The organism is Bacteroides difficilis (assembly GCF_048319815.1).
Classification (GTDB): Bacteria; Bacteroidota; Bacteroidia; order Bacteroidales; family Bacteroidaceae; genus Bacteroides; species Bacteroides zhangwenhongii.
In genome coordinates this window covers 2,355,809-2,369,437 of the sequence record NZ_CP182814.1, presented here as the reverse complement: position 1 = coordinate 2,369,437, position 13,629 = coordinate 2,355,809, and the positions used below count along the sequence as shown (strand labels likewise).

Below are 13,629 nucleotides of genomic sequence, written 5' to 3'. Positions count from 1 at the left end.
CTTTTTATTATTCAGTTTGTATTTAAAATCATAAACCATCATTTCATCATGAAAAATTTAGTTATCATTTTAATGCTTGCATTCTGTTGCAATTGCCTGGCAGACAATAACCAACCTGCCCATGTCATTATCACTGCCGGACAGTCAAACACCGACGGACGCGTGCCCAACGACCGTCTACCGGATTACATCAAAGCTATGTCCACAGACACGGCCTTCACCACAGGAGCCTACAAATACTGTAAAATAGCCCAGAACCGTACAGACGGGAAGTTCCGTCCTTTCTGGCCGAAGAGCAAAAGAAGAGCCAAGCCCCACACATGGGGATATGACGCCATCACCTACTATTGGTTAGAGCAATTATGGCAAGAGCCTTTTTACGTTATCAAATGGGCTATCGGAGGCACTTCTATCGAACCGTCCACCAGTTCGGACAAGTCGGTTCACTGGTCGGCAAATCCCGAATGGCTATCCGGCAACGTGGCAACCAGCCAAAAGGGACGTTCCTTATTGCTTTCTTTTATCAATGACATAGACGGTTGCATCGACAACACCTTATCGAAATTAAAGAACGGTTACCGGATTGACGCATTCCTGTGGCATCAAGGAGAAAGCGACCGTGCATACGGCGACAAATACTACGAGAACCTGAAAGCAGTCGTCTCTTATGTGCGCAACCACCTGAGTGAAAAGACAGGAGAAGACTACTCCAAGCTTCCGTTTATCTTCGGTACGGTAGCCAGGAAGAACAAGCAATACGGCAGTGAGGTTGAAGAAGCGATGAAACGCCTGGCGAAAGAAGACAAGAATGCCTATCTGATAGATATGTCGGATGCGGAATTGATGGGCGACCGCCTTCATTTCAATCAGAATTCAGCCGAATATCTGGGCAAACAGATGTACGAGCAGATAAAAAAACTGCGATGAAAAGGCTATATTTGTACTTTTATAAGGGGTTGCATACAAATATCAGGAGTATTTTTCAGCCATTAGTATAATATTACATCTTTTTCGTACGAATACTTGCGCATAATTTCTTCCGATACGCTTCCTTTGCAACGGAAGTCGGACAGACCGTCAGGCTCTGTTTGTTTCTTCCGTTATTTACTAATTTAATCACTTAGATATATCAACATGAAAAACATTCTGCATGGAAATGGTAGTCTGGGAAGGAAGATGCAATCTCTCTTTTTGATGACTCTGTTCGTATTACAATCTACCCTGTCGCTCGCACAGAACCGAGCTGTGACGGGAGTGGTAGTAGATGAGAAAGATGAGCCGATTATCGGTGCAAACGTCACAGTGAAAGGTACTTCCAAAGGAACGATTACAGACTTGGACGGTAAATTTGTGATTTCCGCTCCCGCGAATGCCAAACTTCTGGAAGTATCTTTTATAGGGTACAACACCCAGACTGTTACAATCACCGGTAAAACTCTCCAAATCAAGCTGACCGAATCTGCCATTGCATTAGATGAGGTTGTTGCTATCGGTTATGGTAGCGCAAAGAAAGGAAATGTAACCGGCGCTATCGCTAAAGTCAATGCTGAGAAACTGGAAGACCGGGCAACAACCAACATTGCCTCTTCACTGCAAGGGCAGTTAGCCGGTGTGGAAGTGCGCAGCACTACCGGAGAACCGGGTTCGGAACTTCAGATTCGCGTACGTGGAGCCGCTTCGATCAACGCGGATGCTACCCCATTGTATGTGGTGGACGGTATTCCCGTAGACGATCTAGGCAGTCTCAATCCGGGTGACATACAATCTATCGAGGTATTGAAAGACGCTTCTTCATCGGCAATCTACGGTTCGCGCGGTGCCAACGGAGTTGTTTTGATCACAACCAAGCAAGCGAGCGCCGATGATAAAGTAAAAGTACAGTTTCAAGCTTCTTTCGGTATCCAATCATTGGAAAGGAAAGTGGATGTCCTGTCACCGGAAGAGTGGATTGAGTTCCGCACCGCATACAATAATAACCGGTATATTTCCCAATACGGAAGTAAAGGAGCTACTATTGAAGACGACTACGCCACCCGTCTGGCAATGATAGGAGGCAAAGAAAGCTATTATTTCCTGAATGACCCGCGCTGGACAGAACCCGGCTACGGCAACTTGCAGTTGATTGACTGGCAAGATGAATTCTTCCGTCTGGCGCCGATACAAAATTACCAATTGTCACTTTCAAGCGGTCGCGGCAATACCAAATACCGTGTATCTTTGGGCTACACCGACCAGAAAGGTATTGCTATCGAAAGCAGTTACAAACGTTTGAACTTCCGTGCCAATGTAGAGTCTAAACTATTCAACCGGATTACCGTCGGAGTGAATCTGGCGCCTTCTGCCAACTGGAGTGACGGCGGACGGGTAGACGGCAAGGACCGCCAGGCAACCAACGTTCTTACTATGGTGCCCGTTGCGGAACCGGAAGACGGTATATATACCGGTTCAGGCTCCAAAGGTTATTATCGCTGGACCAGTTCAAGCAAGGTAAGTCCTATCGCATATATGGAGGAAGTGACCAATCATGGTGAAAGTGTCCGTTTTAATTCCGCTGCCTATGTGAAAGCGGATATATGGGATGGGCTGAAAGCGGAAGTTACCGGTTCCTACAATTTCAGCAGTACGCAAAGCCGCTCATTCATTCCGAGCAGCGTCACCAAATACAGAACAGACAGCGAAGGGTACAAAACGACTGCAAGCCGTTCGGAAGCACGCAGCAATAAATTCCTTCTCCAAACGATTCTGCATTATAACAAAACGTTCGGCAGGCATACTGTCGGAGCGATGGCAGGTTATTCGATGGAAAGCTCCGAAGGCTCTTCCAGCAAATTAAGCGCTACGCAGTTCCCTGATAATTCTTTGGAAGTGTTCGACATGGCAGATGTAGTGCTGACAGCAGCCGCAGCTTCTTTGTCCACCCCTTCCCGACTGATGTCCTACTTCGGACGTGTGCAATACGAATATGATGACCGTTACCTGCTGACAGCCAGTATCCGTCGCGACGGTTCTTCACGTTTCGGTAAGGAAAATCGTTGGGGAGTCTTCCCTGCCGTTTCTGCCGCTTACCGCATCTCAAACGAGAAATTCTGGCCGAAAGACTTCTTTATGAACTCTCTTAAAATACGCGGAAGTTGGGGAGCCAACGGTAACAACTCAATCCCTACCAACACCGCCCTTGCCAAACTAAGCAGTGCCAATTACTCGTCCGGAAACATCATTAACGGTTTTGCACCGACATCGCTTGCCAATCCGGATCTTGGCTGGGAAAAGACGGAAAGCTGGAATATCGCATTCGATATGGGAATGTTCAACAACCGTATCTTTCTATCTGCCGACTATTATGTAAAAACAACCAAAGACCTGCTGTATCAAGTTACCGTTCCCGCCTTGCTCGGTTTCACCCAAGCTTGGGGAAATATCGGTTCGATCCGCAATAAAGGTTTTGAACTGGAGCTGACTACCCAGAACCTGACGGGAAAACTGAAATGGACGACGTCTCTGAATGTATCTTACAACAAGAATAAAGTTCTCAGTCTGGGAGATGACAACAGCACCGTATTCACCGGATACGACAAAACGACACAAGTGTTCATGGTAAACCAGCCTTTAAGATCATTCTATATGTATGATGCAGTCGGTGTGTATCAGACGAAAGCCGACTTACAGAAATATCCTGTCATGCAGAACACCAAAGTTGGTGATGTACGCTATCGGGATGCAAACGGTGACGGAGTGATCAGCGACAGTGACCGTACATTGATGGGGAAACCTGATCCGGATTATACTTTCGGTATGACCAATACTTTCAAATACAAGAACTTCGATCTTTCCATCCTGATCACAGGACAGACAGGCGGACATATTTACGGAGTATTGGGACGTGCAATGGACCGTCCGGGTATGGGCGCCAATATCAACGTGCTTGCACATTGGAAAAATATGTGGAAATCGGAAGCAGAACCCGGTGACGGCAAGACTCCCGGTATCGACAATGCCAACACCGGACAATTCTACGACAGCCGCTGGCTGTACAGCACCGACTTCATCAAGATCAAGAATATTACATTGGGCTATCGTCTTCCGTTCAAAAAGAAATTTATTCAGAACGCACGTGTCTATCTGTCGGGAGAGAACCTGCTGATGTGGGATAAGTACGACGGCGGATTCTCGCCGGAAGCCAACAACGCCGGTTCAAGCGGAGACTACGACTACGGTTCGTACCCGCAGGCAAGAGTCATTACTTTGGGCGTTAATGTTACATTCTAAAAAAGCAATAAACTATGAAACTATATAAATATATCATTTGCGGAGGACTGGCGCTGACATTGACTCTGTCCTCTTGTGAAAGCTGGTTGGAAGTAGAACCCAACGATACACGTACCACTGATTATTTCTACACCACTCCCAACGAAATGGAGCAGGCATTGATCGGTATCTACAACGGTCTGCTGCCGATTGCCAATTATTCATGGATGTTGTCGGAAGTTCGTTCGGACAATGCTTGGGTAGATAAAACCACCGACAAACAGCGCGACTATATCGACATAGGTACGTTTAATCCCAATATATCCACCATCAGCACTCTTTCGTCTGCATGGAATGATTTGTATGAAATCGTAGCGCGTGCCAATATGTTCCTCAGCAAAACGGACGGTGTTACTTTCTCCGACGAAAAGATAAAGAATCAGTTTATCGGTGAAGCCAAATTCCTCCGGGCATTGGCTTACTTCGACCTGGTTCGTTACTTCGGACATATCCCCATCGTATTGGAACCTGTATCGGTGAATGAAGCAATGACCATCAAACAGTCAAAACAAGTCGATGTTTACGAGACCGCAATTGTCCCCGATCTGGAAGATGCAGTGAGAAAGCTGGTAGACACTCCCTTGAATTATCAAGGAAACAATGCTTCTGCCGGACGCGCCACCTTAGCCGCTGCCAAATCTTTGCTGGGACGTGTTTATCTGACAATGGCGGGGTATCCCGTGCAAGACGAATCCAAGAAAGCATTGGCGGAACAGCTATTCAGTGAGGTGATAGACTATGCCCGCGCCAATAACAAATATTGGGCACAAACGGGTGACGAATGGCAGAAAGTGTGGATCAGCGACAATGATAACAAATACCATATTTTTGAAATTCAATACATAGCTTCCAAAAACTATGGTAATCCGATGGTGTTCAACTCGGTTCCGCAAGTGAATGATTCGTATACAAAACTAGAAATGTCCGGTAATAGAATATGGTGTGAAGCCAGACTGGCAGGACGTTTCAAATTAATGGATACGGAAGGGGTGTCTTTGGATATACGTTGTCCGAGCACGATTTATACGGATGATTTCGTGGATGACGACGGTGTGCCTTATACGGGCGGTCCTTTCTTCCAAAAGTTCTTTGAACATAAGATGAAACGCAAGATGCTAGGTTACGAAGATATTGATGCACAGATTGCAGACCGTACTTATTTCCCGATCAATTATCCGATAATCCGTCTTGAAGATGTAATGTTGATGTATGCCGAAATTGTAGGACCTACCGATAAAGCAAAATCATTGGTCAATGACATTTGCGAACGTGCCGGTGTTCCAACCGTACCCGATCATGTTACTCCCGAAAGGTTTGCCGAAATTGTAGACTGGCAACGCCGTCTTGAACTGGCTTCCGAAGGCATTCGCTGGCATGACCTCGTACGCCAAAACCGTTATGTAGAGGTATTGCAGGAAATGTTTAAGTTTAATGGCTCGGACGAGAACGGTGTGATTAGCAAACCGGAAACATACGAACTATATAAATTGGTTACAAAAGACTCATATATCTATCCGATACCCGACTCGCAAATGAAGGTAAAAGAAGGGCTATATGAACAAAATAAAGGATATAATTAGACGACACAATACTAGCATTCATTTATTAAAAGGTTGATAAGAAAAGTCCTCCGGTCTGATTCTACGGATCGGAGGACTTTTCTTTATTATTATATTTTTCTTTATTATTATATAAGGTTTACTTGTATCAATTCCCGTAGCTTTGGAACGTAAAGACCGTATGCTTTATCGGAAACATATAGACGAGGTAAGCACTTCTCCCGCATAAACTAATCATTGCATACCGTAATACTAATAAAGTCTCCTAATAGAATTAAGATATTACACTTGAGCAACCTCAATAATACACAAGTGTAACCATTAAGTCAGACTTGTGCATCATCACGGTTGCCCAACAGCAACAGACTAATCGTAAACAGGCAGGCTAATATAGAACTAACAGACTGATGAACAGACTGTTATCCAGAAAGTGCAATTTTATTTCCCCAAAGAGCGAAAACGACCTTATGTTTTCTGTAAACTTACTTTAATTTAGGGGTATTTTCAGTATTAAGTATCTGATTATAAGCGATGTGACATTTTTGTTTTTCCCCGTATAAAACTTAAAATAAAGACAATTTTGTTGCACTGAAGAAAATAAGACTGGGGAAAACTGTCCTTACATACAGCTTTCCCCAGTCTTATAAAAAATGAATCTTCTATTATTTTCCTATGGCACCAGCCCAGTCTTTGGCAAAGCGGAAATTACCGATACTTCCTTTAAACCCATTACGGTTTCTGAGTGCGACAGACTTCAGACCTGCTTTCAAAGCACCTTCTTCACCAGTAACTACTATATCAGCTTTTGGCTCGCTCTGTCCCAATTCCGGATCTACAAATAATGAAACTTCATTCTTCGTATAGTCTACCTTCAAGACCAATAAATGAGTTTTATTACAATCATAAGCCATCGGAGCTTCAGCACGTTCTTTCAACAATCCTACTGCAAATTTGATTTTATCATTTCCTTCGCGTCTCACATATACCTGACCACGATTTCCACCACCTACATAACTGGCACTGGCAGCCAAGAAGTCGGCCAAGTTTGTTCCGACTTTAGAGAAGTTCACCAGACAAGTAATATAATATGTACCTTTAGAATATACTTTTCCGGATTCAACCAATGAATATACGCTGACACGAGAGCCTTTCACACCTTGCGGAAAACCCAAAGTGATAGATGGTCCCGCTTCACTATATCCCTCATAAGTCAACGCCTTTCCTATCGTAGGACTTACCGATCCTTCAACCGGTTTAGAAGTAAAACCACCACACCAAGTATCTACGTTGATAGGCGCTCTTTTATCATTATAAACTGTTTTTTCCAAAACATCACCTTCTTTATAACCTTTCAAGAGGTCATTCTTTACGATTTGAGCATTGGCTGGTAATAGTGTAAACACCGCTAATGCCATAGATAATACTACTTTTGTCATAATTCCTTTATATTTTCAATAATACAATTAAAACTTAAAATGCAAGAGTAAAACGATATTCAAATGTGTTACTCTTTACCCCTCCTGTTTGAGGGCTAGCTTTCTCTGCTGAATATTTCATATAATACATATTTGATGCATTACGTTCTGTACTAGACCAATAAGTATCAGCTATAGACATCTGACTTTCTTCATACACTTTCTTAATTTGAGGAGCAATCAACTTGGTCAATACATTTTCCTTATTCTGCAACAACACCAATTCTTGAGCAGATGGCAAATACCAATCAGAACTTATATTGGGTGCCAAAACACTATTACGATGTTCTTTCAATACCTCCAAAGCCATAAACTCTTCCGTTTGGCTTTCACTATATAATTCTATTATTCTAGTATTATTGTAGCCTAATATCCTATCACGCTCTTTGACAGTAGTTGAAGTTGTTTTTCCAGTAGACGTATCATAAAAGTTTCCAGATAAGTCTATATATTTAGAAGCACCCACAAAGTTCTTAACAAACCAGATTCTCATCTCATTTTTAGGACCAAATGTATTCTTCGCTGTATTTAAAGAAATAACTAATCCATGAGTACAATTCGCATGTTCTCTTAATAATACATCCTGGTCTGCCGTATACCCATCCGTAGGATTCTCCATTTTATTATACAAAACAGAAGGCTGAGGATTTCCCACATAATAAACCACGCCAATACATCCTTTGACCGGAGGATTTTCATCTGTCACAGAGACAATGTTACCATCTGCATAATAAAAATCACCCACCTGCAAATGATGTTTCTTTTCCTGATGACCACCATCAACAACAAAGCGTTTATATTTGCCTTTCTCCATTTTACCTTCTGTCACTAGTAAACATTTCTTTCCATTATAATACCCTGTAATCGTTTCTGCAGATGACGGTTTTCTCAACAGGCGATACTCATCCTTAGCTGCATCATAATAAGGTAATATTTTCTCTTTTCCTATCTCAAACGAAATACTCGCCGGATTCGGTTTCGCAATATAAGGAGTTTCTTCCGGAAGTACTGTTCCCTCTGCATCCGTAAATAGATAATGCGTAGAAGGCAACTTCACCACAACCAAACTCATACGATGCGATAATTGAAAACTCAATGAATAATTTCCATTTTCACCAATTAACTCCGTCTTACCCGAAGTCATCAAATCCTGTTTTGCGTACTCTTTCTGGTCACTTTGTGCATTAGTCAAATTCCAACTATCTACAAGAGGAGCAAAGAAATCATCCTCTCCTTGCAAATCAGTTTTACCTGTCATATCTGCTTGATAAGGATAATACGCATAAAATACTACGCCTTCCAATCTTTCATCATATAATATCGGCTTACCCGACCAACTAGAACCATTGTAAGTGAGTTGCATATTATTTATTTCATCCATAATCACACCATCCTTCACTGCAAACAGTCCTAATTGATCCCCCTGCGTGAAGGTAGTCACAAATCCTTCGTCAGCCGTGCGCGTCTGCGATTCACTACTTACCAACCCTGTATCAGTCACATTCAATACAACCAGATTTTGCTGATTTACTTGTGTTTCTTCATCCTGTGAGCAGCTTGCACAACCCAATGCCAACACTGCCAACAACAGCTTTTGTATAAATTTATATTGTTTCATATCCGATTCTTAGTTTTGAATATTATTCTGCATCATCAGTTCCTTCCACTGATTCATCATCCCCATCCCATGACGCTGAATTCTTCTCTACTTCTACCACGAGTCCCGGTTTTCCTACTCCTACATTATATGTATACTGGTGTCCGCTTTCCAAAATTCCTTCACCATTGCCCGGTGTATGGGTAAACTTTCTCCCATCTTTCAACTCTACCTGAAAAAACAGTTTACCTGACATATCTTGAGGAACCGTCAACATCTGATAAGAAGCAACATAATCTTTTCTAACTTCCGATACAAACGGATGCATCACGGAAGTCTCCACACCCTCCGCAGAACTGATCTTCCCTTCGGAAATAGTTGCTTTAGTCACAGTTCTTACAGTAAATACCGCACCTTCCAAATCTTTCTCTGATACCGTATCGTCATCTCCTTTTACATTAATAATCAACTTAACCGTTCCATGGCGGAAAGTAAGTTTCCGATCGCTACGGAATTTCATCTTTTCATACGCATAAAGGAAATCCGCCTGATTATACGCCTCTTCAGTAGTCTGATCTTCCGGTACAGTCCATCCGGTCAGCAATGTCTCCGAAGCCGGATACCAGGCAAATAAAGTCTCTTCCTCCGTAGTTGTGTACCAATAAAGAGGATCGTCATTCTTGGCTGTCATTTCCTTGGAAGCCAAAACCTCATATAATTTCTGCGTAACGCCATCATAAAGAGATATTTCCTCTCCACCATTCCAAGAGGTCTTTTCTCCAATAGCACGGGTAAAGGTCATATCCGCCTTTTCCGCCATCAATTCTACCGGATACTTATTATTCTGAAAGTCATCTTCTGCCATATCGGTACACGCTCCGAAGAAACCTGTTACCATCAATAAGCAAGAAAGGGCTAATTTATTTCTTTTCATACCGTTCTTTTTTTGAATCCTTATCATGCTTTATTCACTCTGTCACTGACGCTGTCACATCCTTGTCACTTTCCACAACCCAATCGGCAATTTCAGCAGTCTTAATAGTCATGGCAGGATTTTCAAATGTCACATTGTAAGGATATGCATGACCGGCCAACAGATTTTGTGCAGGAACATATTCAGTATAAGTCTCATTATTCATTCTGACTTCCAACAACACACTTTCAGTCATTTCTTGCGGGAACAGGATGATGGAAACATTCATTTCCCCTTCCGACGGTTTGGTTACATCCACTGTCAACTCAGAATCAGGAGTAGCTCCTTCTTTAGCAACCGCCTCTCCGGTATTCACATCAAATGTACCTTCCAGTTGCAGACTTTTCAGATGTACAGTCATATCATTCAATGTAGCACCATTCTTTGCTGCGAAACGAAGAATGATCTTAGCCATCCGATGTGTAAAATTAAATGTTACGGGAGAATCCGCATATACTTCGGTAGCCTCTGCGAAAAGGAAGTCAATCTGAGGTTGTTTATCGGCAGACTGGTCCGCTCCGCTTATTTTCTTTGTTATCACTCCTTCTTCTCCCGGCAAAGTACCGTTCTCTCCCTGATAAGGATAATACGCCGCCAATGTGTATGCGCCATTACCCTTCAAACGGATATTGTTATCCACAGAACCTTCGTTTACAACACGGAATGCATTGCCATTGTCTTTACGATACTGAATATTGATATAAGTATCGACTGCATTACCACTCGCCGGTCCGTCCACAGTGACTCCGATACGGTCGTCAGCTCCCCAGCTTGAACCGACGGCACGGGTATTCTGAACATCAGTCGCATCATTGATAGTTCCCAAAATCTCGATTGGATTATAAGCACGGTCCGCTTTTCCCGATTCATCATCACTACAAGCTGTAAAAGCCAATGATACTGCCATAGCGGCAGCCAGATACATGTTTTTCATTGATGTCTTCATTTTTAAGTTATTATTTTCCGATTGTTTTTTGCAAATGTAAGCCTACTTATCGAAGTGCACAATGGACGATTGTACGCAAATGACTTGGTAATCATCCATTGCTTCCTCTTTAATTACCGTCCGGTTTTTCTATCTCCGTAAATGGACATAAATTCCATTTGAAGGTTTCAAATTTATCCGGTTGGGCAGGGTTGAATCCTTTATAATCTGCTCTCAAATAATTGGAAATATCCAATTTTGCCTTTTTCATTCCTTCCACCACACACTTCGCAGTCTCATAAGCGCCATACGTACTGAAATGAGAATTATCCTTGAACTCTCTCGTTTGTCCGGGAAAAGTTCCTGCCGGATAGTGAACATATAATTTCATGGAGCCGTCAACTCCTAAAGCATCACAAAGCATGGTTGTCATCCCATTAAGCTCTATCAAAGGAACATTTTCCTTTTGCGCTACCCAACGAATGGCGTCCGGATATTCCCCATGCGTATTTACAGATTTTCCTTCTTTGTCAAAACGACGGCGGCAAGTAGGAGTGACTAGCACCGGATTAGCTCCCTTAGCACGGGCCTCATCAATAAATATTTTCAGATTATAGACAAAAGAAAAGTAAGCCCCTGTTCCCGGTTGCTTCTGCTTTTGATCATTATGACCGAATTCAACGAGAAGATAATCTCCTTTTTTAATCTGGGACATGATTTTTTTCAAACGGTTGCCACTGATAAAGGTATTAGCGGACAAACCGGATTCGGCATGATTGGCTATACACACTTTATCCGTGAAGAAACGGGGAATCATTTGTCCCCAAGCTCCCCAAGGTTCATTGTCGTAGTCCACAACCGTTGAATTGCCACAAAGATAAACGGTCGGAACATTCTCCACAGGTTCTATTATTAAAGAGTTCAAACGGGGAGATTCTCCGTTAAATTCCAGTGTCAGTTTATCATCCCAATTAAGTTTATTCTTCTCACGGGATTTGATACGTACTCTCTCTTTCCCGGATATTTTAATATTACGCTTATTAATTGTAAACGTCTCTGTTTTCAATTCCCCTTTCTTGGTAGACAGGTTTTCTATAAACAAACGGCGCGACTCACCACGTACCGTAGTGCTGGAGGGTTCATTCTTACTGCCTATTACCACTGTCACTTTATAATTTCCATCAGGAACATTCACCGAAAAGAAGAAAGGTTTGTTACTTTTGCCATCCCATGCGGGTTGCAAATCATACCCATAGCCTTGTTCATTGTTAAACAAAGTCTGAGGCGTAACCTTCAAATATCCCTCCTTTACTTTCTTATCCGAACTAAAATCGAACTTATAGGTCTGCTTTTGGGCAACACATATCGTTGCAACCAGTAAAACATTTAGCAATAATGCAATCTTTTTCATTATATCTGAATTATTTAAAGTTGAACATTTCATCGCGTTCTCTCAATTATCGCAAAGATAGCGGGAATCAGGTAATCGGATAATGGAAAATTATACGTTAATGCAGGGAGGATTATCCATTCGCGGCTTTTCCTGTCCCCAAAATCTTGGTTCTTCTACATATATACAAAAACGGTTGAAAGCCAATGCATCTTTTCCGATGAATTGTTTTCAACCGTTTCAATAAAATACAGTTGGTTTCTTTATTACTTAAAGAATGCTTATTTCAGTTTATACACTTCCGTTCCGGCAAGCAGGAAACAACCTACACCGTAATCTTCAAAATCAGGCACACTCTTATAAGTCACCGGTTGTCCGTCTTTCGGCTCTTTACCCGTCCCTTGAACATAGCCCAAGAATCCGTTCGGATGGACAGCGTCTTTTACCATAGCATTCCATGCTTTCAAGAGAATGGGCAGGTATTCATTACGGTCCAACAAGCCATTACGCACTCCCCAAGCCATTCCATACACAAAAAGAGCCGTTCCGGAAGTTTCTTTTCCACCGAAGTTGGTAGGATCATGCAGGCTGACATTCCAAAAACCATCTTCACGCTGGCATTTCTTCAATGCCTTACTCATGGTAAGGAAATCATTTATATAATCCTGACGATGCAGCTCGTCTGACGGGATTTCGTTCAGCACACGTACCAAAGCGGCATATACCCATCCGTTGCCACGACTCCAATAGCAGTCTTCACCGTTCGGTTCCTTATAAGGAGGATTAAAATCCTGATCGCGCCACCACAAGCCATCCTTCTGATTGAACATACCCGTTTCGTCATGCTGGCTGCGTGTATAGTAATACATATCCCACATCTTATCATAATATTTCTGCTCTCCGGTCATTTTTCCGAATTTGGCAAAAATAGGCATTGCCATCTGTACGGCGTCAATCCACCACCAGTCATTGACTTGCGGAGTATTTACCATCATATCAATGGATAGTTTGATATTCTTAATCATCTCCGGTTGGGGACAGATATTATATAAATCAATATAGGTTTGTCCGCAGCAATGGTCATCGGCATTGCGGGTAGTGTTGCCATTACGCATTCCCCATTTATGGAAAGCTGCCCAATCATAAGCATATTCATAATAATCCTCACGCGGATAGATAGAATGGAGCGACATCAGTCCTTCATAATAAACACCTCGTGTCCAGATATTGCTCGGACGTACACGACCGTAAAAACTGGGAATCGTGTAATCGGCATACTTTTTCATAAAGTAACCGTTCACTTTTTTCATGACCGCCAGCGTTTCCTTCCGGTCGGGCAAAGATTGGGCACTGACAGAAACCGTCAACGCAAGAAAGAATAAGAGCACTAAATTATTTTTCATGT

General features: G+C 42.6%; 9 protein-coding genes. 3 read left to right on the top strand and 6 right to left on the bottom strand.

Annotated features, from left to right (window positions below; translation table 11 throughout):
• Positions 1-48 precede the first annotated feature (48 nt).
• From ACNOGP_RS08665 to ACNOGP_RS08655, 3 genes are all read left to right on the top strand, one after another.
• Complete coding sequence (locus tag ACNOGP_RS08665) at positions 49-927, top strand: sialate O-acetylesterase (RefSeq protein ID WP_418214573.1); 879 nt, start codon at positions 49-51, stop codon at positions 925-927.
• A gap of 207 nt (positions 928-1,134) precedes the next feature.
• Complete coding sequence (locus ACNOGP_RS08660) at positions 1,135-4,266, top strand: SusC/RagA family TonB-linked outer membrane protein (RefSeq protein WP_418214572.1); 3,132 nt, start codon at positions 1,135-1,137, stop codon at positions 4,264-4,266.
• A 14-nt stretch (positions 4,267-4,280) separates the two neighbouring features.
• Positions 4,281-5,885, top strand: coding sequence for a RagB/SusD family nutrient uptake outer membrane protein (locus ACNOGP_RS08655; RefSeq protein WP_270539891.1), 1,605 nt, complete (start codon positions 4,281-4,283; stop codon positions 5,883-5,885).
• A 641-nt stretch (positions 5,886-6,526) separates the two neighbouring features.
• On the opposite strand, the gene ACNOGP_RS08650 is transcribed toward ACNOGP_RS08655, so the two are convergent.
• The 6 genes from ACNOGP_RS08650 to ACNOGP_RS08625 form a co-directional block, all read right to left on the bottom strand.
• Positions 6,527-7,300 (bottom strand): hypothetical protein, encoded by a 774-nt coding sequence (locus ACNOGP_RS08650; RefSeq protein ID WP_186966788.1) that lies wholly within the window; start codon positions 7,298-7,300, stop codon positions 6,527-6,529.
• Positions 7,301-7,334: 34 nt separating this feature from the next.
• Positions 7,335-8,957, bottom strand: a complete 1,623-nt coding sequence (locus ACNOGP_RS08645; protein ID WP_418214571.1) for a fimbrillin family protein — start codon at positions 8,955-8,957, stop codon at positions 7,335-7,337.
• Positions 8,958-8,979: 22 nt separating this feature from the next.
• Entirely contained in the window at positions 8,980-9,870 is an 891-nt protein-coding gene (locus tag ACNOGP_RS08640) for a fimbrillin family protein (RefSeq protein WP_418214570.1), read from the bottom strand.
• Positions 9,871-9,904: 34 nt separating this feature from the next.
• Positions 9,905-10,843, bottom strand: a complete 939-nt coding sequence (locus ACNOGP_RS08635) for a fimbrillin family protein (protein WP_418214569.1) — start codon at positions 10,841-10,843, stop codon at positions 9,905-9,907.
• 121 nt (positions 10,844-10,964) lie between these two features.
• Entirely contained in the window at positions 10,965-12,245 is a 1,281-nt protein-coding gene (locus ACNOGP_RS08630; RefSeq protein ID WP_272720278.1) for a rhamnogalacturonan acetylesterase, read from the bottom strand.
• 260 nt (positions 12,246-12,505) lie between these two features.
• Positions 12,506-13,627: a glycoside hydrolase family 88 protein gene (locus ACNOGP_RS08625; RefSeq protein ID WP_418214568.1), complete on the bottom strand. Its 1,122-nt coding sequence runs from the start codon at positions 13,625-13,627 to the stop codon at positions 12,506-12,508.
• Positions 13,628-13,629: the final 2 nt, after the last annotated feature.